The following is a 21667-nucleotide window of genomic DNA, read 5'->3' on the forward strand; positions in this document are numbered from 1 at the left end:
CACTACAGGGATTTCACGCCGTGCCACAATCTTCGCCGCCTGACGGCAATCGATTGCGCAGAGCCGGATATGGGCCAAATGATTGACCGTGAGCGCGCTCGAAACATCGTCCGTCAAGACTAGGTTTTGCTTGCGCCAAGACGATTGGCCAGAGGGGAAAAACTGGTCTGAACGGACGATGAAAAACCGGCACGATGCGTCGAGCATCCAGCCACTAGAACAAGACCGGGAGCACCCGTTGTGAACTCATCCAAGCCAGTGACATGGCGTACGCACTACGCGCTTTTCGTGCTGACAGCCATCTATGTCTTCAACTATGTGGACCGCCAGTTGATGGCGATTCTGATCGAGCCCGTCAAACTCGAATTCGGGATTTCCGACACCGCCATCGGGCTGTTGTCCGGGGTGACGTTCGCGTTGTTCTACACCGTTTTCGGCTTCCCGCTGGGGCGCCTGTCCGACCGTATCGGCCGCAAGCCGGTGATCGCCATGAGCTGCATCGCCTGGAGCGTGATGACCATGTTCTGCGGCATGGCCAACAGCTTTCTGACGCTGGTGCTGGCACGTATCGGCGTGGCCATCGGCGAAGCCGGCGGCACGGCGCCTTCGGTGGCCATGGTGTCCGACCTGTACCCGGCGCGGCGGCGCTCCACGGCCCTGTCCGTGCTGATGCTCGGGTCAAGCCTGGGCGCGGTGGTGGGCCTTGGGCTGGGCGGCTGGATTGCCCAGCATCATGGCTGGCGCTATGCGTTCTTGCTGATTGGTGCGCCGGGGATTTTCCTCGGCCTGCTGCTCCTGCTCACCGTGCGAGCGCCCAAAATGGCCGCGTCGCCGGTTCGCCTGGCCACAGCCGCGCCGTTGCACGACGGCTGGGCCAGGACCCTGGCCGATCTGCTCAAGACTCCCTCGTTCCTGTGGTTGGTGTTGACCGGCGGCGCAGCAGCCATTGCCGGCTACGCCATCGGCACCTGGAGCCCGAGCTTCCTGATCCGCTCCCATGGTTTGAACCTGCAGGAAGCCGGCTTTCTGGTCGGTGTGGTCGGTGGTACTGGCTCGGCCCTGGGCACGCTGGTCTGTGGCGTACTGACCGATCGGCTGGCGCGCCGCGATGTGGGTTGGCAGATTGGCGTACCGCTGCTAGGCACACTGCTCAGCATCCCATTGGCCCTGGCCTACTTTCTCTGGCCCCAGGGTACGGCCTTCCATATCGGCACCATCGCGGTGCCCCAGGCCTTTCTCTTTTACAGCGCCTTCGGCTTCTTCGGGGTCTGGTGGGCAACACCCTGCCTGGGCGCGATTACCCACCTGTTTCCGGCCACGCGACTGGCCCAGGCGACGGCGATTTTCGTGATGTCGATGACCCTGCTCGGCGTCGGTATCGGCCCGCTGCTGATCGGCATGCTCAGTGACCTGTTCCTGCCAACCCTGGGCAGTGAGTCGTTGCGCTATGCCCTCGCGGCTTCAGTGTCGGTATTGGTGCTGGCGGCGGTGTTTCTCGGGCTGGCGTTACCACGCTATCGCCAGCAGCTCAGGCCTGCTGGGGCAGAGGTCAGTGGCCCGCTGCAAGCGGCCAGCGGGGGGGTTGCCTAAGGGATGTGGGCATTGGGCCAGGATGCAGCCGGCAGGGGATGTCTTGGCCTTACTCCATTGATGGCTTCCAGCCGTCGCGGCAACCATGCTCTCAACCGGCAACGTGCTGAGGGCTTATGCCAGTCGCCAGGTGGTCGATCACCTGATCTCAAGAGGACGGATTCCGTGAGCAAGCAGATGCAGTACCAGGGCTATTACGGCTCGATCGAGGCCAGTACCGCGGATAACCGCCTTTACGGCAAGCTCCTGTATATCCGCCCGCTGGTGAGCTACGAAGGCCGCACCGTGGCAGCGTTGCAAGCCGCGTTCCACGCCGCGGTGGATGAATATCTGGCGACCTGCCAGCAGCAGGGCAGCGCTCCCCAGGTGCCCTGCAAGGGTTCGTTCAATGTGCGGGTGGGACACGATCTGCACCTGGCGGCAGTGCTCGCGGCGGCGCGGCAGAACGTCACGCTCAACGACCTGACCCGCCAGGCGCTGCGCAACTACCTGCAGCACAATGGCTGAACGACACGCCACTTTTTGATCGCCGCTGCCGCCATCACTGAATTGACGCAGCGTTTACAGGCTCGCCTCGCCACCCAGACGCTGCTCGACAAAGACCCGGGCCTGGTAAGTCAGTTGATCCAGGTGGCGGTCGCGCTTTTTCTCGGCCTCGGCCATGGCCTTCTTGCCATGCTGTTTAAGCAGGTAAGCGTGGATCTGCTGCACTTCCAGGGTCCGGTAGATCGGCGCCACATCCACCACCGCCCGCAGACCATCACTCGCATGGTCGCGGGTACTCATCAGCACCTGTGGCCCCCGGGCACCCACTACCTGGAACCCCAGCGCCTCGAAGCACGGCACCCTGGCCACGCTGCAGGCCAGTTCGCCATGGGGATAGCGTGCCAGCATTTCACCCAGCATTCCCCGCGCAATGCCCTGGCGCCGCTGGTTTTCCCGCACCGCCATAAACGCCACGGCGCACGCCTGGGCATCCCCCTTCAGCGGCTGGTACAGGGTAAAGCCAAGCACGCTGTCGGGATCCTGCGGATCACTGGCGACCAGCAATTCGACCGGAATGTCCTGGCCCTCGCCCAGCGCCTGCAGATACAGATGCACTTCGAAGCCAACGCCGTATTGATACAGCTGAAACAGCGGATTACTAGGCGTCAGCGCGACCAGGCTGATATCGCTGAGGTAGTCGACCACCATCTGCAGAATCTGGCTTTTGATCGCCTCGGGGGGTGGGCTCTGGTACAGGGTAAACATGAACAACGGACTCCGGAACGGCATCAGGCAGGCCGCATAGTAACCTGAGCGGCAAGCTCGGCGCTTAGATCACCTTCACTGCCCGCCCGATAAACTGGATCGGCCCCGTCGGCTTGCCGCTCGGCGAGCCATTGCGGCCCTCCAGGGTCAGCTCGAACAACTGGTTGGGCTCCAGCGGCGGCAGGCGGTCCAGCGCAACGCGCAGGGTTTCACCCGGCTTGACCAGTCCCAGCGACACCGGGCCCTGCCAGCCATCTGCCTTGGTCCAGAATTCCAGCGCCTTGTCGGCCGGGACGGCATAGGTCGCCAGCGGAATCAATTCGATCTCCTGCCGTGAGCCGGCCTGGATCACCCAGCCGGGCGCCTTGTCCTGGGGCGCGACCAGCACCACCAGATAACTGGGCGTCGCCACGGGCACCGGCCGCAGCAACAACACCGCGCCCAGTACCAGGCTCGCCGCCAGCCCCGCACCCGCCAGGCCTCGCCAGAAGGCCAGGTGTTGCCACAGGCTCGCCGCCTCGCCAGTCCGCGTACGCGGGTCCAGTTGACCGAGACTGCGCTCAATACGCGCCCAGAGAGACGGCGCAGGCGTCTGCGCCGGCGCCAGCCCGGCCAACGGCAACAGGCGACGCTCCCAGGCGTCCACAGCGTCGCGCAACTCGCGGTCATGGGGCAGCCGCTCGATCACTTCGGCGCGGCGGGCGGCCGACAATGTGCCCAGCACATACTCGCCCGCCAGTTGGTCCAGTTCTGCTTCGTTGTCTTCGAATTCGCTCGTCATCCCATGCACTCGCGCAATGCCGTCAGGCTCCGTTTGATCCAGGCCTTGACCGTACCCAGCGGCGTGCCCTGGCGTCGGGCGATGTCGGCGTGGGAGCAACCGTCGACATAGGCCAGCATGATGCATGCGCGTCGTTGTGGCTCAAGCCCTTCCAGACACCCCTGTAACCGCCCGGCCTGAAGCAGGCCATCCAGGCCGGCGTCCCGTTCATCCGCCGCGCCGGCAGCGAGCCATGCGTCGAAGCCCGCCTCCTGCGTCCCGTCGACCAGCACTTCACGGCCCTGGCGGCGCAGCACATTGAGCGCTAGGTGCCGGGTCACGCTGAACATCCAGCCGCGGGCCGAACCGCGCACGGGATCGAAGCCGCCTGCGCCGGTCCAGATCCGGATAAACGCGTCATGCACGATATCCTCCGCCAACGCCGTGTCGCGCACCAGGCGCCGGGCCACGCCCAGCAGCCGCGCGCCTTCGTGCTGATAAAGGCGGTGCAGGGCCTGGCGCTCGCCGCGGGCACAGGCCAGCAGGTGGGCTTCGTAGTCGAATGGAGCGGGCTCGGGCAAAGACAAGGGATTCAGGCACCGGCAGAAAAAGGGAACCCCAACCAAAAGGTCGGGGTCGGCGTCTGGCAGCTTAGACCAGTTTGCCAGGCGGCCCGTGAAATCCGCCTGGTGCCGCTTAGTTGGCGGCCCAGAACAGATAATCGGCCTGGTATTTCACCTGTTCCATGGCGCCTTTGTTGGCGGCCGTGCAGGCGCTGGCCGGCGCCACACCGCCCTTGAGCGCCACCCGCTGGATATAGGTGACGCCACTCATCAAGCCCTGACCTTCGGCAGGGTTGGCCTTGACCAGTTGATAAGGCAGATTGCCGGCGCTGGAGGGTGCAACGGCCAGTTGGGTGCCCGTTACCTTGGAGCCGTCCTGGGCTTGCCAGGTGGCGGGCGGGCCAAAGTAGCTGCCGACCTGTTTGCCACTGCGATCATTGAGCACCGCCTTGGGCCCGACAAAGGTCCATTCGGTCTGCCCGGCAGCCCCGGCCTTGTCACGGCATTCATAAGTGATCTCGCCGACGCCGACGGTTTCCAGGGCGACCTTGTGGCCGTCCGGCACCTTGATGCTGTCGGGCACGGCCAGCGCCGCAGAGGCCAGGGGCGCGAGCGCCAGCAGGCAGGCGCCAGCGAGGGCATTACGGGTCAGGCTCAACAGGGATTGGGTATTCATGGCACGTACTCCAGAGGTTGGGATCGGCTCAGTAGCAACGACTACTACTCTGACTACCCACCACCGAGGCCTTTGGATGCAGTGCGCCGTAAAAATAATTTACCGGCCTGTCAGGTCCTTGCTCCTATGCACCCGCCGCCAGCCGTCCGCGTGCGTGCGGTGGGTTTCCCGGTAACCGGCGCGGGTGTAGAGCGCGATATTTTCCGTCATGGCTTCGTGGGTATAGAGACGCAGACGGCTGCATCCCGTGTCCCGCGCGATCGGCTCGACAAACGCCAGCCTGTGGCGCCCCAAGCCCTGTCCCTGGCCAACGGGTGCCATCGCCCGATTATCGAGCAACAGCACCGGCGCCTCGTTGATCAGCACCAGCAAGGCCCGGATCTGCGGAGGGTCGCCCTCTCTACGCAGCGCTATCACCGTGATATCATTGCTCGATAATGCGTTGGCCAGCGGTTCAGCCGCTGTCCCACGCCTAAAAAAAGCGCACCTGATGCGCTGCCCGCCTGCCTTGCCTGCAAACACCTGATGGTGCGTCGGAGCCCGCTCCGCTAACGCGCCCCGTGACGCCAATCGGCCCATGACTGCGCCGGTTGTGCCTTTTGCTGCCACAAGGACTTGAGTCATGTTTTTAAGATCGATGAATATCTCCCGGCGCGCGGGCCTGGCCTTTGCCCTGATCGCCCTGCTGGCGATCGCACTGGGCGGGTTCTCCCTGATGGAGATGCGCCAGATGAACCAGCAGTCCCTGGACGTCGATAAAAACTGGCTCCCCTCGATTGTCGCCGCCAACGGCGTGGCCCTGACCAGCACCCAGATCCGTACCCTGACCCTGCGCCTGTTGCTGGTGCGCGACAGCAACGATGTCAAGGAACTGCTCGGGCGTATCGACCAGTTGTTCAATCGCCTGGACGCCCAGCAAAGCACCTACGAAAAACTGATCACCCTGCCCGAAGAGCGCTCGGCCTATGACCGCTTCGTCAAGGCCAAGGCCCTGTACCGCCAGGACCAGCAGCAGGTCCTCGACTTGATGCGCGAAGGCCGCAAGGACGAGGCCGCCGCCATTATCGATGCCGGCCCCTTCCTGGCCAATGCCGACGCCATGCTCAAGGACCTGCTGGTGATCATCGACACCAACACCCGCGGTGGCGAAATCGCCGCCGCGCAAAGCAACCAGGTGTTCCAGCGCGCGATCACCATGGTGCTGGGCATTCTGCTCCTGGTGGTCGCCCTGACCATCGCCCTGGCCGTGATCCTGACCCGCAGCATCGTCCAACCGCTTAGCCAGGCTGTGCGCGTGGCCGAAACCATTGCCGAAGGCGATCTGTGCCATGAGATCCGGGTGGTCGGCAATGACGAACCCGCCCGCTTGCTCCACGCGTTGCAAGTGATGCAGGCCAGCCTACGCAATACCCTGCAAAAAATCAGCGACTCTTCCGGCCAACTGGCCGCCTCCGCCGAACAACTGCATGCGGTGACCGACCATTCCAGCCAGACCCTGCTGCAACAAAGCGCCGAAGTCGAACAGGCGGCCACTGCGGTCAATGAAATGACCGCCGCCGTGGAAGAAGTGGCGCGCAACGCCGTCAGCACGTCCGAGGCCTCGAACACCACCGACGAAACCGCCCATCACGGTCGCCAGCAGGTCCAGCACACCGTCGACTCCATTGGCCTGCTGGCTGAAGACGTGACCCGCACCTGCGAGCAGGTCGAGCACCTGGCAGGCGATGTACGCAATATCGGCCAGGTGGTGGAAGTGATCCGCTCGATTGCCGAGCAGACCAATCTGCTGGCCCTGAACGCGGCTATCGAAGCCGCCCGGGCCGGCGATGCCGGACGTGGCTTTGCGGTGGTGGCTGACGAAGTGCGCGCCCTGGCCCACCGGACCCAGCAGTCGACCCAGGAAATCGCCACCATGATCGGGACCATCGAGCAAGGTACCGAGGGCGCGGTCAGTGCCATGCGCAACAGCAACGAGCGGGCCCACGCCACCCTCGACGCCGCCCATGCTTCCGGCCTGGCCCTGGACCAGATCACCGACGCCATTACCGCGATCAACGAACGCAACCTGGTCATTGCCAGTGCCAGTGAAGAACAGGCCCAGGTCGCACGCGAAGTGGACCGCAACCTGATCAATATCCGCGACCTGTCTGCCGAGACCTCGGCCATCGCCAATGAAAGCAATGCCGCCAGCCGCGACCTGTCGCGACTGGCCGTTGAGCTGAACCAGATGGTGGTGCAGTTCAAGCTCTAAACCGGCAGCCCCGCGCAACAGGAACAAAAAAGGCGACGTGATTCCACGTCGCCTTTTTGTTGTTGGGGTTGCCCTATACCAATCGCTCGATCTTCTGATGCCGCCAGACCAGCTTGTAATACAGGCTTTGCAGCACCAACATACTCAGATAAGCCACCGGAAACGCCATCCACACGCCCTGCAGACCGTACTTGACGTCCAGCAGATACGCCACCGGCAACTCCACCCCAACGATACAGAACACCGAGATCAGCACCGGCACCATCACCGTGCCGCTGGCGCGCATCAGGCCGCCGATCACCGCCTGGAAGCCGAAGACCAGCATGCTCCAGAGCATGATATGCAGCAGGTGTTCGGCCTGGACCAGCGCACTGGGGTCAGTGATAAACAGCCCCAGCAACCAGTTCGACAACACGTAGCCCAGCAGCACCAGGCTGCCGGTCAGCCAGATATTGATCGACAACCCCGTGCGCAGGATCGGCCCCAGGCGTTCGAGGCGCCCGGCACCAATGGCTTGCGCGCCGAGGATTGAGGCGGTAATGGCAATCGACAGGGCCGGGAACTGCACATAGTTGACGATCTGCGTGACCGCACCATAAGCCGCCGTCGCCTGGGAGCCATGCTGATTGACCAGGGCCAGGATCACCAGCTCCGACAGCGAAATCACCACCATCTGGACCCCCGTGGGCAGGCCGATACGCAGGACCTTGGCCAGGATCGCCCGGTCCAGGCGCATGGCGGCGAACAGCGCCCGGTCCGGCGCCAGCACATGGTTTTTCGACAGCAGCCGCCACGACAGCAGGCCCAGGGCCAAGGCATTCCCCAGCAGCCCGGCGATGGCCGCGCTCTGAATGCCCATCACCGGCAAGCCGAACCAGCCTCGAATCAGCGCCGGTGTCAGCAGCAGTCCGACGCCGGTCGACACCAACAGTGCCAGTAGCGGCGACAGCGTATCGCTGACCCCGCGCAGCAACTGGGTAAACAGCACGAACACCAGCAGGATCGGCATGATCAGCATCATCACCCGGGCATAGGCCACCGCATCCTCCAGCACATCGGCCGGCGTGCCCAGCCCCAGCAGGGCCTGGCGCGCGAAAATGCTCCCGAGCACCGCCGCCACCAGCCCGATGATCGCGCCCAGCAACAGCGTCGTACCGGCAATGGCCTTGACCTTGCCCAGCTCTTTGGCCCCCCAGGCCTGGCCAATCAATACCCCGGCCCCCGCGCCCAGGCCGATCACCAGCGCGATAAAGAAGAACACAATGGGAAACATCCCCGACACCGCCGCCAACGCCTGGGTGCCGAGCATCTGGCCGATGTAGATGCCATTGAGCGTGCCGGACATCGATTGCAGGAAATTGGAGAGCACCATGGGTGCGAGAAAAATCAGATAGATTTTCCACAACGGAGGCTGGGCGGAAGTGGACATAGACGGCTCGACCGAATGAGGTGGAAGGGGATTCTACGGTAAGCCTGGCGGCGGTGTAGACCTGTATTTTCAGTGCGCTTGTTCTGTCGAAGGGCCCCATGAAAACCGATACGAATCAGGTTAAAAAGTGCTAATCGACTGGCGCTCTTTCTGCGGGAGAAATGCCTTCTTGCTCACATAACGCGGGCCCAGGTCAATCTTGACTTGTCGGGCCTCATCACCAGATTATCCGCCCCTTCCCATCCCCGCCGCCCTCCGGCAACGGGTGTATCCGCCCCCTCGACTCGGGAGAGTTCAATGCAGGCACTCGATGACTTTGTTCCGGTCGGCCCCGCCGATATGGCAGGCTGCACACTGGCGCAACTGGTCGCCCAGCATGAACGCCCATTGCATTGCACGGATATGGATTTCAGCGAGCAGGACCTGTCGCGGATCAACCTGCAGGGTGTGCGCTTCGAACGTTGTCAGTTTTCCGCGAGCAATCTCACGGCGGCAGATCTGAGTGCCAGCCACTGGATTGCCTGCCGTGGCGCACACGCGGTGTTTCGCAATGCAGTACTGACCGACGCGCGCTTCGAGCGCTGCGACCTGAACAACAGCCAATGGCACCGCAGCAAACTGGCCCATGTCCACTTCCAGGGATGCAAGCTGACCGGGGCGAGCTTTATCGATGTCGCCTCCCTGGGCCTGAGCTTCTCCGACTGCCTGCTGCGCAGCGCCTGCCTGTCGGGCATTTCCTTTTTTAAATCGCAACTGCACAACCTGGACTTCACCGAAGCCGACCTCACCTACTGCGACTTTCGCAAGGCGGTCTTTGTCGACGGCGGCAGCCTGTCCCTGGCCCGCGTCAACAATGCCCGCTTCGACGAAGCCGACCTGCGCGAGGCCAGCCTGCACGGGCTGCGCCTGGTCGATGCCAACCTGTTCAAGGGCGCAATCATCTCCAGGTCACAGGCCAGCATGCTGCTGGCCGGCCTGGGGCTCACGGTGCTCTAGAGTGTGAACGCTCAGGGCGCCACGCTGACCTGGTTGCGCCCGGCCTTCTTCGAGACGTACAACGCCTGGTCGGCCCACTCGATCAGTTCCTTGTACTCAGTGGAGTAACGGCTCAAATCCGCCACGCCCAGGCTGATGGTAAAACGAATGGTCTGACCGTCGTGCAAGACCTCCTCGGCCTCGACCGCCTTGCGCAGGCGCTCGGCAAACACCTGGCCGCCGGCCTTGTCGGTATCGGAGAGCAAGACTGCAAACTCCTCACCGCCGTAGCGCCCGGCGATATCGCTGTCACGCACATGGTCGCGCACCACGTTCGCCACCCGCTCGATCACCCGGTCTCCGGCCTGGTGGCCATAGGTATCGTTGACCTGCTTGAAGTGGTCGATATCGAACATCACCAGGGTCACCTTGGTGCCATGGCGACGAAAGCGCGCGTACTCGACTTTCAGGCTTTCTTCCCAATGCCCACGGTTGTACAGCCCGGTCAGGCGATCGGTGCTGGACAGCTTCTGTAATTGCACGTTGGCTGCCTGGAGTTGATGGCGGTTGGTCGCGACATCGGTGACATCGTAGATCACCAGGCAGATATGGCGGATCTCGCTGTCGGTCGAGCGCAACGGCAACAGGGTCGTGTTCTGGTACATAAACGCTTCCTGCCCGGTAATAGGCTGGTAGCTCTTGAACCGCACCACGTAGGGCCGCTGCTCCCAGATGGTGAACGCCGGCGTACCGAGGGTCACCACGCTTTCGACCTTGCGGCTGAACCAGCTGCGGTCGACTTCCGGGAACAGGTCGAAGAACGAACGGTTGTAGGCCTCCTTGGGCTGCACACCGGAGCGATTCTCCATAAAGGTATTCCACACCTGGACACAGTAATCGCGGTCCAACACCACGACCCCGACATCGATGCTCTGGGCAATCGCAAGCAACCAATGGAATTCATTCAGATCGATAGGCTCGTTCATGGCTCAATTCATCAGGTAGGCAAGTTTCTGATTGAGGCGTTCGACCGAGTCCTCGGTGAACAGCAGCAACAGGTCGAAGTGGATGTTGTGCCCTTCCAGGCTGTAGCTGATTTCCACGGCCAGGGTTTTCTTCCAGTGCTGGTGGTTGACCCGGATCAGTTCGTCGATAGCCGCATGTTCACCCAGCAACTGCGGATGGCCCTGGGAAAACACCACGTCGATCTGCTCGGCGATGCTGCTCAGGCAAGCTCCGATCAGGACACTGGACAGATCCAGGAGCATTTCCATATCGCCGTAGTCAGGCGAGGTGCGCTGCATCAGCTGCGCCATATCGGCGACGTCCGAATCATGGAAAATCAACAGCGCCTCGCCGGCGATACCACTGCCGATATAGCCCTGGCAGATGGCCGTCAGTTGATTGCCACTGCACAGATCAGCCAGGGCCATATGCAGCTCGCCGACCTCCAGCAGATTGACGTTGGGCACCGGCAACTGCACGAACACCCCGAGCACCTGGGCGATCAGCGCGGCGGCGCGTCCGATGGCGACGTTGATGGTTTCACGCAGGGCATCACGGAAGCTGACCGCCGGCAAGTCAGCCTGCGCGTTGGCGAACCTCATCTGGCCAGGCGCGCCCATCAGGCCCAGGCGTTCGAGGGTCGCGGTCAGTTCGTCGGTATCGAAGGGTTTTTTCAGAAAGGCCAGTGCACCCAGGCCCAGTACCCGGCGCACGGCCTCTTCCTGAACGTCACCGGAGATCACGATGACCTTGGCGTCCAGCCCTTCTTCACGAATGGCCGTCAGGACCTGATAGCCATCCATGACCGGCATCGTCAAATCGAGCAGCACCACCCGGCCCAGGCCCTGGCGAATGGCCTCCAGGCCCTGGCGGCCATCGGCGGCTTCGCTGACGCTGACCGCCCAGTCGCTAGGCAAGGCCCGCAAGACCTGCTTGCGCGCCATATTCGAGTCGTCACAGACCAGCAGTGGGATTACCGACATTGATCTCTCGCCGTAAATAAAACGTCGTCGATGCCGAGGCTCGTCATCGCTCGTGCGTCCATGCCACCGCTCTCGTCCAGGAAATAAGTAGTGGCATCATGCCATACTCTAAAGAGCGCTTTTATGATATGCATCTAAAAAAGCACTCCGATAGCTCCTATTCGCCGCACCCTATGCTGCGGGGTGCGCCACGCAGTATGTCGCACGGGTAAAAACTGCGGTTATGATCGGTGCTGTTAGCGCCATCACGAACGCAGGGAATCGTATGAGCACATTGATCCGACGCAGTATCGAAACAAACGTTCGCACCGGCCTGGATTGGCGCCAGACCTGGGAAGACGTCGACCAGGGGCTGATCAAATGCTGGGAAGTCGGCCGTGAGCGGGCCCGCCAACATCCCGAACTCGCCGCACGCTGCCTGGCTGGCGAACTGCCGGTACTGGGCTGGAAAGGCGGTGTGGCCCGGGCGCTGAAGAAGCTGGAGAAATTCGGCTCACTGAAATACCTCGCGCAATGGCAGGGTCTGCGCGGCGAAGACCTGGCCGTCGATACCGCTCGCGAACAGGTTCTGACGTGCGCGCGTACCGCGATGATCGTCACCTTTACCCCCGACAAGAGCCAATACTTCAACCAGTTGAGCGATGCCGATCCGCAGCCCGAGGCGCTCGCCCCTGTCATTACGCCGCTATTGTAGGGGCGAGCCTGCTCATGATCGTGACCCTGCACGGGTTTGCGCCTACAGAGACAGCCCAACGAAACCATTGATACACTGTAACGCTACTGCCGCCACAGAACCGACCATGAAGCCCTTGCCCCGCCGCCTCGCCCTGCTAGCCGTGTTCGCCCTGCCCGCAGCCTTCGCCGACCAACCCTCGCTGGTTCTGCCGAGCGGTTGGCAGGCACAGCCGGTGCCGACTGACGAGCGCAGCCAGCGCCAGCGTGCGGTCAAGAACGATGCAAGCGGCGAGCCACAGATGGTCCTGGAACTGACCCGTTCGCCCTTGCAGCCGGGCCATGTCGTCAACCTGCCCAGTGTGTTGCTGCAAATGCGCAAGACCATCCAGATTGACTTTATCCGCAACGGCTTCATGAGCGTGTGCAACTCGATCCGGCCCAGCACGCTGGGCAATCTGGACGCCGTCGAATCGACCTGCACCATCACCCAGAACGGCGTGCCGGTCATGAAGCAGACCCTGGTCGCCGCCGTCTCGCCACAAACCGCCTGGTCGCTGTCCTATGCCGGGTCGACCGAAGGCTACACGGCCACCGAAGCCGAAGTCCGGCAGATTCGCGATGGCCTGCAACTGCACGATTGAACGATGTATCAGGCCCGCGCCAGGGCACCCAACCGGCCACTCAGGCCCAGCACCAGCAAACACACCGCCAACATCGCCAGGCTCAACCCAAGCAACATGCCCAGATGACCAAAGTGGTCGAGCAAAACACCTGCACCTATCGGCACCAGCAAACGACTCGCCACAAACAGGCTGGCCTGCAAGCCATAGTCGCTGGCCTGCCGATGCTGGCGGGTAAACCCCATCATCAGCCCGAACACCAGGGCCGACATCGCCCCCATGGCCACGGCCAGCAGCAAGGCCGCCAACAGCAAACCCAGCGCTCCCGTCTTCAGCCAGACCGCCAGGGTCAAGCCACACAGCGCCAACAAGGCCGCGCCCAGGCTCAGGGCAATCGCCCGGTCCACGCCCAGCCTGGGCCACCAACGCCCACAGAGCAGGCTGGCCAGGGCGCCGACCACGCCACCCCCGATCCCGGCAATGGCCGCGACCTGATTGACCGCCATGCCCTGATCCAGCAGCAGCGGCTTGAGGTACAGCCAGGCCGCGCCGATAAAGGGAAAACCGCCCAACAGCAGGCTGGTCCAGAGCCATGCGCCGGGTTGCCGGAAAAACCCCGGCCCGCCTTGCCCCTCGCTAAGCGGCGCTACAGGCGGCAGCGCGTGCGCCTTGCCCTCCTGCACACAGGCCAAGGCCACAACCGCCAGCAACAAGCCGGCGCCCATCACCAGAAACGGCGCCTGCCAGCCCCAGCGACTCTGCACCAGCAGCATCACCCCGGCCCCCACAATCGCCCCGAGAAACAACGCCGCCGCGCGCACGCTGCCCGCGCGCATCTGCTGCTCAGGCGGCAGTAACTTAATGGCCAGGGCATTGACCGGGATATCCGCCCAGGTGGCGAGGACTCCGGCCAGCAGTGCCAGGGCAAACAATTGCAGGGGGTTGTCCAGCAGCGCCTGTTGGCCGGTCAGCCAGAGCAACACCGCCAGGGCTAGGCACAACAGCATCGCCCACCCCTGAAATTGGCCAGCGGCAACACGCCAACGCTGCACCGGCCAGGCCAGGGCGAACTTGAACAACGCCGGCAGCCCGGCCAACTGAAACAGGCCGATATCGGTGCCCGACCAACCGTGCTCACGCATCACCAGAGGCAAGCCCATCAGCAAATAGAGGCTGGGCACCGCCACGACAAAATTCAGCCAGCCAAACACGGCCTGCAACCAGAAGACCCTGCCCAGCGGACTCACGATTCACCCCGCCGAGCCACCAGCACCGCTACCGGCGCCACCGCAAACGGCACCTCGGCGTGGCATTCAATACCGACAAAACCGGCTTCGCGCGCCAGCGCCTGCAAGCCGCCGGCCCCCGTGACATGCCGCCCTTGCATGCGCATCGACAGGTAATACGGCAACACCCGCGCGGCGGCAGACGGATCGTCCGGGATCTGCGCCTGGGCGCAGACCAGCACCCCGCCGGGACGCAGGGCCGCCCGGATCCGGCCCAGGCTGGCCAACGGGTCCTGGACAAAATGCAGCACCGAGGAACACCAGATCAGGTCGAAACCTTCGCCCAATGGATCCTGATCCAGGTCGCCAGCGCGGACCCCCAGTCGCTGCTGCAAGCCGGCCTGGCGAATGTTGTCGGCGGCAATGGCAACGGTATCGGCGAAGTCAAATACCTCACCCTGCAACTGCGGATGGGCCGTGGCCAGGGCAATCGCCACCAGGCCCGGGCCACCCCCCAGGTCGAGCAGGCGCCGGGCGCCGGCAAACTCCGGCAGTTGCGCCAGCAGCGCGACGGCCAGGTCGGCCGTCACGGCACGCTGCTCCTGGGCAATCTGCACTTTCGCCGCACTGGCCCAACCCCCGGGGGCAAACCCGGCGGTCAATGGCTGGCCGCTGCTGACCTGCTCGGCCAACTGCCCGCCAAACCGGCGCAGGTTGGCCAGGCGGAACCCCCAGGCATCACCGCAGTAACGTGCCGCGCAGGTACAGAAATACTCCTGTGCCACCGCACTATTGCAATAACGCAATGCGTCGTCGCGGTCGAGCAGTTGCATACTCCACAGCAATTCCAGCAGGTAGCCGGTATTGGCTGGATCGCTTTCCAACTGCCTGGCCAGTTCAGTGGCGCCGAGAGGCTGGCACAGGCGGTCGAACAACCGCCATTCCAATGCTACCCGCAGTGCATCGGCCCGTACCGTGGCCAGGGTCAGGTCCCAATAGGGCTGCAAGGCATGTTCGGTCATCACCCGGAGCGCGCTCATAGCTCGACACTCACGCGCAGGCCAAACTCGCGGGGCGGGCTGTAGACCCGCGCCGTGCCGCTCAAATACCCCACCGCGTCGTAGCGTTTGTCGGCGGCGTTGTCGACATAGGCTGCCACTTGATAGTGGGAAAAATCGTAGCCTGCCGCCAGATCGATCAGCCCGTAGCCGCCGCGCTGATATTGATTGGCCGAATCGAGGTAGGTCTTGCCCACGGCACTGACACCGCCCTGGGCGTACCAACCCGCGTCGGCGTCATAGCGCAGTCCCAGGCGGCCCGTCAGGTCCGGGGCAAAGGGGTTGCGGTTGCCCTGATAGTCATTGGCGCCTTCGCTGAAGCGCTGGAAACGGGTGCGATTGAGCCCCAGTGCCGACTGGATACGCCAGTGCTCGCCCAGCAGATAGTCGGCCTCCAGCTCCAGTCCCGTGGAGCGGGCCGCTGCCGCATTGGTGATATACACCACGCCCGGCTGCACCAGTTGCTGGACCTGCATGTCCTTGACGTCCATCCAGTACAGCGCCGCCGAGTAGCGCAGGCGCTTGTCCGCCAGCCAGCCCTTGGCCCCGATTTCCCAGGACCGGACCTTCTCGGGGTCGTAGCCGGGATAGCCGGCGGCCGCGGAAAATGCGTTGAACCCTCCGGCGCGGAAACCTTCGCTGTAGCTGGCATACAGCGTGGAGTCGGCCTGCCATTCATATTGCAGCGCCAGCTTGGGCGTGAAGCGTTTCCACTGCTCGCTGCGGCTCTGGCCCGAGCGCGGGGCCACACGCACCTTGTCCTGCTCCATACGGGCGCCCAGGGTCAGCGTCCAGTGCTCGGCCAGCGGCTCGATCCACTGGCCAAACAACGCGCGGGTATTACCGCCCAGATTGACTTCGGTGCGGCTCAGGCGCAGCGGCAGCTTCTGCTCGAAGGCCAGGTCGTGGTCGTCACGGTCGGCATAGGCCCCCAGCAGCCACTGGCTCTGGCGCCACTGGCCCTCCAGGCGAAACTCCTGGGACAGGGTGTTCATATGGTAGTCCCGGGCCACATGGAACAGGTCGGCGGGTTTGAAGTCGCTGTCCTGGCGGACCCGATCATAGAAGTCGTTGCGCGCAGTGATTGAGCGCAACGTCAAACCGGAGTCGAGCACGTGCTGCAGATCCAGCGACAGGCTACGCGCACTGGAATGGTTCCAGCTCGACGTACCCGATTGCACCTCGCGCCGCGAGCGATCCACTGCGCCCCAGAGCGAACCGCCATCGCGATAGTCCTGACGGCTGTAGCGCAGGCTGATGTCCGTGTTTAGGCCCGGGGTCCAGCGCAGATGCACCCGCCCCGTGTGGCGCTCACGGTCGTCGGCCTGGCCACCGCGATAGGTATTCTCGATGTAGCCATCCTGCCCATGCCATTGACCGGAAACGCCTGCGTAAAGGGTGTCGTCAATCAGTGCCTGGCTCAATTCCAGGCCCAGGTCACGCCGCTCGCGGCTGCCCAGGCCAAGGTCGGCACGAGCCACGGGCGTGGCGTCCAGGGGCCGGGTGTGCAGGCTCAACACGCCGGCCTCGGCATTGCGCCCATAGAGGGTCGATTGCGGGCCGCGCAGGATCTCGACACGCTCGACCCCCTGCAGATTGTGGTCGAACCCCTGGCCCATCACCGTCGGCACCCCGTCGACCAGCATCAGCACCGAGGAGGAGAATCCGGTAGCACTGGACGTCAGGCCACGCATCACCGGCAACTGGGTGCCGGACTGGCCAAAAGGCTGGAAGGTAAAACCGGGCGTCAACCGGGCCAGCTTTTCCAGATCATCGATCCCGCCATCGCGCAGCGTTTGACCGTCGATCACCGACAGGCTGCCCGCCACCTGCTCCTGGCTCTGTTCAAGCTTGTTGGCCGTGACCCGCAGTTCCGGCAACTCGGTGGGCGCCGCCTGCGCCGCACCCGCCAGCCAGCAGCCGGCAAGCAACGTACAACCGCCAAAGGTCCGCGTATTTCTGGACATCGTTCTCCCCCTGATGAATATGCGCCGACCGGATGACAGTCGACCGGCAACCATGCTATTCATTAATGAGAACGCTTATCATGCATCTTCATATGCATTGAGTAGCCATTGCTATGCAATCCGCCGGACAAAGGAAGGAGCCCGTGTTGCCTGCTTCAGCGAAAGCCTCCCAAACGTGTCGGGTCGCCACCAGCGACGTGCGCCAGATCAGCCAGGGCGCCGACGGCTGGAGTCGCCAGCAACTGCCGACGACCCTGGGCGACTGCTATTCGGAACACCTGAGCCTGGCGCCCGACCTGCTGCTGGTGCGTTCCCATTACCGCCCCAACCATCCCCTGCGCGAAGCCACGGCCAGCCCCCATGCACGGCAAATGTTGGTGATGACTTTCGGCCTGAGCGGCGCCTCCGGCTATCGCGGTGCCGATGGTTCGGCGGTCGCCTTCGAGGCCGGGCACACCACCATCACCGCGTTCCAGGCCAGCGATGGCGAACGCTGCTATACCGCCGACACCGAGACCCGCCAACTGCGCCTGCTGATCGGCCCGCAACTCCTGCGCAGCTATATTGGCGAGCCGCGCACGGCAGCCCTGCTCGGCAGCGGCCAGTTGCACCATCTGCAGTTTTCCCGGACCTCCCCCGCCAGCCAGGCCCTGGCCCGCGAACTCAGCCTGGGCGGCGACCGCCTGCGCCTGCATATGCGCAGCCTTGGCCTGCTGGCCGAGCAACTCGAACGGTTGAGCCCGGCGCCCACCGCGCCACAGGCAAAGTTTTCCCTGGCCGATATCGAAAAGCTCGAACGGGTCCGTCAATTGATGCTCGAACAACTCGACCAACCGCTGACCCTGGCGTACCTGGCCGCCAGCGTCGGGTTCAACGAATGCAAGCTCAAGGAAGGCTTTCGCCATCACTACAAGACCAGCCCCTATCGCCTGCTGACCGAACTGCGCATGCGCAAGGCCCATACCCTGCTGGAAAACGGCTGTCAGGTGGCGCAGGCCGGCTATCAGGTCGGCTATGCGTTTGCGAACAACTTCAGCGCGGCGTTCACCCGCTTCTTTGGCAAATCGCCCAAATCGGTGTTCGGCAAACGCCGATGATGCTCGCCGCGGCCATCCCGGCCGGGCCTGGATGCTGTTCACGCTGATCAGCAGCGCCAATCTCTGGTTGATCGGCCAGGGGTTCCTGGGCAACTGATGGCTTATCCGGCCGGAACCATCTCGCCCCAGGCAAGACCGGAACATTTGCCCCTCCCGTCCAGGCGCCTACAATGCCTGCTTTCCCCTTCCGAGCCTGAGCATGGACCTGGACCTCGCCCGCACCTTTCTCGAAATCGTCCGCTGTGGCAGCCTGGCGGCGGCGGCCGAGAAACTGCATGTCACCCAGACCGCCATTACCGCCCGCGTGCACAAACTCGAGAGCCTGCTCGATGCGCGGTTGTTTGTACGCAACCGCGCCGGCGCCCGCTTGACCGCCGATGGCGAGGCCTTTGTGGTCTACGCCAACCAGCTGCTGCAAACCTGGGAAGCCGCCCGCCGCGACTTGCCATTGCCCGACGGCTTCCACACCGTGCTGCACCTGGGTAGCGAGGTCAGCCTGTACAACCCGCTGATGCTGGGCTGGATTCGCGAACTGCGCGACCAGATCCCCAGCCACGCCCTGCGCACCGAAGTCAGCCAGGGCGACCATCTGCTGCGCCAGCTCGAACTGGGCCTGCTCGATGCCGCCCTGGTCTATCAACCGGTTTACTGGCCGGGGATGCAGGTCGAACAGTTGCTGGAGGAGAAACTGATCCAGGTGCGCCTGCCCGAACGCCCCGAACCCTATGTGTACATCGATTGGGGGGAGAGTTTTCGCCGCCAGCACGATGCCGCATTACCGGAAAGGGCCCGGGCCGCCGTAAGCTTCAATCTTGGGCCCATGGCCCTGCAATACATTCTCGGCAATGGCGGGGCCGGCTACTTCCGCACGCGGGTGGTGCAAAGCTACCTGGACAGTGGTGTGCTGGAACGGGTGCCCAAGGCGCCGGAGTTCAGCTACCCGACCTACCTGGTCTATTCCCGCGACCGTGATTCGGCGACCCTGCAAAAAGCCTTCACGATCCTGCGCGAGCTGGTCAAGACCGAGCGCGACTGGTCCCAACGGTGGGACTCGCAACCCGCCTAGACACCCACGGCTGCCAGCCAGCCTTCGTAACGCCACACGCCAACAAAAACACCCCGGCCTTACGGTCCGGGGTGTCTTTGTTCAAGCCTCCATCCTTAGTGGGAGAACAGCGACCCACCCACCTTGCCCGCCAGTTTTTCGGGCTTGATCAGGAACCGCGCCAGGGCTGGCAGCAGCCACAGGGCGCCAAACATGTTCCACAACAGCATAAAGGTCAGCATCAGGCCCATGTCCGCCTGGAACTTGATCGCCGAGAAGATCCAGGTACACACGCCAATCGCCAGGCACAGACCGGTAAACAGCACCGCCTTACCCGTGGACTTCAGCGTCTGGTAATAGGCTTCTTGCAGCGGCAGACCGGCACGCAGGAAACTTTCCAGGCGGCTGTAGATGTAGATGCCGTAGTCCACGCCGATCCCCACACCCAACGCCACCACCGGCAGGGTCGCGACCTTGACGCCAATCCCCATAAAGGCCATCAGGGCATTGCCCAACACCGACGTCAGGACCAGCGGCAGCACGATGCACAGCGTCGCCGCCCAGGAGCGGAAGGTGATCATGCACATGGCCGCCACGCAGATGTACACGAGGATCAGGATGGTCAGTTCCGATTCCTTGATCACTTCGTTGGTCGCCGCTTCGATCCCCGCGTTGCCGGCCGCCAGAATAAATTCCAGACCGTCACGGTTGTGTTCCTTGGCGAACTCCTGCACCGCATGCACCGCGCGGTCGAGTGTCTCGGCCTTGTGGTCATTGAGGAAGATCAGGACCGGCGCCAGGGAACAGTTATTGTTGTACAGGCCATCGGCCCGGGCGATGGAGTTGTTCAGCACATCCGGGTTACGCGAGAGGGTTTCCCACTTCAGGTTGCCCTCGTTCATCCCCTTGATCATCTGTTTGGACACAGTCACCAGAGAAATCGCCGACTGCACGCCCTCGGTGTTCTGCATCTTCCACATCAGCTCGTCAATCGGCGCCATGGCTTCGTAGCGCGAGCAACCCTCGGACGCGGTCTTGACCATCACCACCAGCACATCGGAGCTGGTCGAGTAGTTGTTGATGATAAAGGCGTTGTCCTTGTTGTAGCGCGAGTCCGGACGCAGCTCCGGCGCGCCCTGGTCGAGGTCGCCGATTTTCAGGTTCTGGCTGTACCAGAGGCCGCCACCGAAGGCCACTATCGCCAGGGCGATGGAGACCGGTGCCACCTTGGGGCTGGCGAAATTGGACAGCAGGCGCCAGAACGGGTGCTCGCGGGTCGCGTCCTTCTTGCTCCGCTCGATGGCCTTTTTGCTGATACCGACATAGGAAATCGCCACCGGCAGCAGGATCAGGTTGGTGAACACAATCACGGCCACACCGATGGAAGCACCAATGGCCAACTCACGGATCACGCCGATATCGATGATCAGCAGGGTGATGAACCCCACGGCGTCGGCCAGGATCGCAATCATCCCCGGCAAGAACAGTTGCCGGAAGGTCCGCCGCGCCGCCGTCAGGGCGTTGTCGGCATCACTCGATTGCAGGGCGATCCCGTTGATTTTTTGCACACCGTGGGAAATACCGATGGCGAAAATCAGGAACGGCACCAGCATCGAATACGGATCCAGGCCGAAACCGAAGAAATGCATCAGCCCCAGTTGCCAGATCACCGCCACCAGCGTGGTGATCAGTACCGCAATGGTGCTGCGGATGCACCAGGTAAACCAGTAGAGCAGGATCCAGGTGATCACGAAGGCGATGCCGAAGAACATCACCACCATGATCAGACCATCGATCAGATCGCCGACTTTCTTGGCGAAACCGACGATATGGATCTTCACATTGGGGTTCTGTGCCTCGAACTTGTCGCGGATCTTCTCTTCAAGCTGATGGGAGAATTTCTGATAGTCCAGCGCCACTAGCTTGCCCTGGTCTTCAGGGTCCGGGTACGCCTCCAGCAGCGGGATATCAACGATGCTCGACTTGAAGTCGTTGGCGACCAGCCGCCCGACCTGGCCGGACTTGAGCACGTTGTTGCGCAACTCGTCGAGACTGTCGGGCGAGCCGTCGTAGCTCTGCGGGATCACTTCACCACCGGCAAAGCCTTCCTCGGTCACTTCGGTCCAGCGAACGCTGGGGCTCCACAGGGACTTGAGGCCCGAGCGGTCGACACCGGGAATGTAGAACACCTCGTCGTTGATCTGACGCAGGGTCTCCATGTACTCCTTGGTGAAGATGTCGCCGTCCTTGGCCTCCACCGAAATACGTACGGTGTTGCCCAGGTTCGCCAGGTCATTGCGGTGCTCGAGCATCTTTTCGATAAAGGGATGCTTGAGCGGGATCATTTTTTCAAAGCTGGTGGACGGGCGGATCAGCGTCGCCTGCCAGAACAGAAAGGCACTGACCAGCAGGCAGATCACGATCACTGCCGGGCGGTTGTTGAAAATCAGGCGTTCGAGAAACGTCGCCTTGTCCTGATGATGGTCACTCATGGAA

Annotated in this window: 19 protein-coding genes and 2 pseudogenes; 9 read left to right on the plus strand and 12 right to left on the minus strand. The window is 63.1% G+C overall.

The annotated features are described in order from the left end of the window. Positions 1–240 precede the first annotated feature (240 nt). A complete protein-coding gene (locus tag NPS46_RS16080; RefSeq protein ID WP_274108780.1) occupies positions 241–1590 on the plus strand; it encodes a spinster family MFS transporter in 1350 nt (449 codons plus the stop codon). Positions 1591–1767: 177 nt separating this feature from the next. Beyond that, entirely contained in the window at positions 1768–2097 is a 330-nt protein-coding gene (locus NPS46_RS16085; protein WP_425312751.1) for a type II toxin-antitoxin system HicB family antitoxin, read from the plus strand. A gap of 54 nt (positions 2098–2151) precedes the next feature. Here NPS46_RS16085 and NPS46_RS16090 read toward each other — a convergent pair whose 3' ends face one another. From NPS46_RS16090 to NPS46_RS16110, 5 genes are all read right to left on the minus strand, one after another. Then, the gene (locus tag NPS46_RS16090; RefSeq protein ID WP_274108782.1) at positions 2152–2841 is read right to left on the minus strand and encodes a GNAT family N-acetyltransferase; all 690 of its coding nucleotides are present in this window, start codon (positions 2839–2841) and stop codon (positions 2152–2154) included. 64 nt (positions 2842–2905) lie between these two features. Next, the gene (locus tag NPS46_RS16095) at positions 2906–3622 is read right to left on the minus strand and encodes an anti-sigma factor (protein WP_274108783.1); all 717 of its coding nucleotides are present in this window, start codon (positions 3620–3622) and stop codon (positions 2906–2908) included. Continuing rightward, positions 3619–4188 carry a sigma-70 family RNA polymerase sigma factor gene (locus NPS46_RS16100; RefSeq protein ID WP_274108784.1) on the minus strand — a complete coding sequence of 190 codons (570 nt, stop codon included), beginning with the start codon at positions 4186–4188 and terminating at the stop codon, positions 3619–3621. Before NPS46_RS16100 ends, NPS46_RS16095 begins: the two co-directional genes overlap by 4 nt. Positions 4189–4297: 109 nt before the next feature. Beyond that, complete coding sequence (locus NPS46_RS16105) at positions 4298–4840, minus strand: DUF3455 domain-containing protein (protein ID WP_274108785.1); 543 nt, start codon at positions 4838–4840, stop codon at positions 4298–4300. 99 nt (positions 4841–4939) lie between these two features. Beyond that, positions 4940–5206, minus strand: a complete 267-nt coding sequence (locus tag NPS46_RS16110; RefSeq protein ID WP_274109058.1) for a GNAT family N-acetyltransferase — start codon at positions 5204–5206, stop codon at positions 4940–4942. A 271-nt stretch (positions 5207–5477) separates the two neighbouring features. On the opposite strand from NPS46_RS16110, the pseudogene NPS46_RS25400 reads away from it, so the two are divergent. Together NPS46_RS25400 and NPS46_RS25405 are read left to right on the plus strand one after the other, a co-directional pair. Continuing rightward, a pseudogene (locus tag NPS46_RS25400) lies at positions 5478–6233 on the plus strand (MCP four helix bundle domain-containing protein); the annotation flags it as partial. A 258-nt stretch (positions 6234–6491) separates the two neighbouring features. Next, positions 6492–7091 (plus strand): annotated as a pseudogene (locus NPS46_RS25405) (methyl-accepting chemotaxis protein); the annotation flags it as partial. A 73-nt stretch (positions 7092–7164) separates the two neighbouring features. Here the strand turns inward: NPS46_RS25405 and NPS46_RS16120 are convergent. Continuing rightward, positions 7165–8520, minus strand: coding sequence for an MATE family efflux transporter (locus NPS46_RS16120; RefSeq protein WP_274108787.1), 1356 nt, complete (start codon positions 8518–8520; stop codon positions 7165–7167). Positions 8521–8817: 297 nt separating this feature from the next. Here NPS46_RS16120 and NPS46_RS16125 point away from each other — a divergent pair, with 297 nt between their 5' ends. Beyond that, positions 8818–9516: a pentapeptide repeat-containing protein gene (locus NPS46_RS16125; RefSeq protein WP_274108788.1), complete on the plus strand. Its 699-nt coding sequence runs from the start codon at positions 8818–8820 to the stop codon at positions 9514–9516. An 11-nt stretch (positions 9517–9527) separates the two neighbouring features. Here NPS46_RS16125 and NPS46_RS16130 read toward each other — a convergent pair whose 3' ends face one another. Both NPS46_RS16130 and NPS46_RS16135 read right to left on the minus strand, forming a co-directional pair. Next, complete coding sequence (locus NPS46_RS16130; protein ID WP_274108790.1) at positions 9528–10481, minus strand: sensor domain-containing diguanylate cyclase; 954 nt, start codon at positions 10479–10481, stop codon at positions 9528–9530. A 3-nt stretch (positions 10482–10484) separates the two neighbouring features. Then, a complete protein-coding gene (locus NPS46_RS16135; RefSeq protein WP_274108791.1) occupies positions 10485–11483 on the minus strand; it encodes a response regulator in 999 nt (332 codons plus the stop codon). A gap of 265 nt (positions 11484–11748) precedes the next feature. Between NPS46_RS16135 and NPS46_RS16140 the strand changes: the two genes are divergently transcribed. Both NPS46_RS16140 and NPS46_RS16145 read left to right on the plus strand, forming a co-directional pair. Further along, entirely contained in the window at positions 11749–12177 is a 429-nt protein-coding gene (locus NPS46_RS16140) for a hypothetical protein (protein ID WP_274108792.1), read from the plus strand. A gap of 106 nt (positions 12178–12283) precedes the next feature. Beyond that, positions 12284–12799 (plus strand): DUF4946 domain-containing protein, encoded by a 516-nt coding sequence (locus NPS46_RS16145; protein WP_274108793.1) that lies wholly within the window; start codon positions 12284–12286, stop codon positions 12797–12799. Between the two features lie 8 nt (positions 12800–12807). On the opposite strand, the gene NPS46_RS16150 is transcribed toward NPS46_RS16145, so the two are convergent. The 3 genes from NPS46_RS16150 to NPS46_RS16160 are packed head-to-tail and all read right to left on the minus strand — an operon-like array spanning position 12808 to position 17029. Beyond that, positions 12808–14025 (minus strand): MFS transporter, encoded by a 1218-nt coding sequence (locus NPS46_RS16150; protein WP_274108796.1) that lies wholly within the window; start codon positions 14023–14025, stop codon positions 12808–12810. Next, entirely contained in the window at positions 14022–15044 is a 1023-nt protein-coding gene (locus tag NPS46_RS16155) for a methyltransferase (protein WP_274108798.1), read from the minus strand. Before NPS46_RS16155 ends, NPS46_RS16150 begins: the two co-directional genes overlap by 4 nt. Continuing rightward, positions 15041–17029, minus strand: a complete 1989-nt coding sequence (locus tag NPS46_RS16160) for a TonB-dependent receptor (RefSeq protein WP_274108800.1) — start codon at positions 17027–17029, stop codon at positions 15041–15043. Before NPS46_RS16160 ends, NPS46_RS16155 begins: the two co-directional genes overlap by 4 nt. A gap of 143 nt (positions 17030–17172) precedes the next feature. On the opposite strand from NPS46_RS16160, the gene NPS46_RS16165 reads away from it, so the two are divergent. Further along, positions 17173–18126 carry a helix-turn-helix domain-containing protein gene (locus NPS46_RS16165; RefSeq protein ID WP_274108802.1) on the plus strand — a complete coding sequence of 318 codons (954 nt, stop codon included), beginning with the start codon at positions 17173–17175 and terminating at the stop codon, positions 18124–18126. Between the two features lie 199 nt (positions 18127–18325). Further along, a complete protein-coding gene (locus NPS46_RS16170) occupies positions 18326–19192 on the plus strand; it encodes a LysR family transcriptional regulator (RefSeq protein WP_274108803.1) in 867 nt (288 codons plus the stop codon). Positions 19193–19287: 95 nt separating this feature from the next. On the opposite strand, the gene NPS46_RS16175 is transcribed toward NPS46_RS16170, so the two are convergent. Then, positions 19288–21663 (minus strand): efflux RND transporter permease subunit, encoded by a 2376-nt coding sequence (locus tag NPS46_RS16175; protein ID WP_274108805.1) that lies wholly within the window; start codon positions 21661–21663, stop codon positions 19288–19290. Positions 21664–21667: the final 4 nt, after the last annotated feature.

It is taken from the genome of Pseudomonas putida (assembly GCF_028682395.1).
GTDB lineage: Bacteria > Pseudomonadota > Gammaproteobacteria > Pseudomonadales > Pseudomonadaceae > Aquipseudomonas > Aquipseudomonas putida_AB.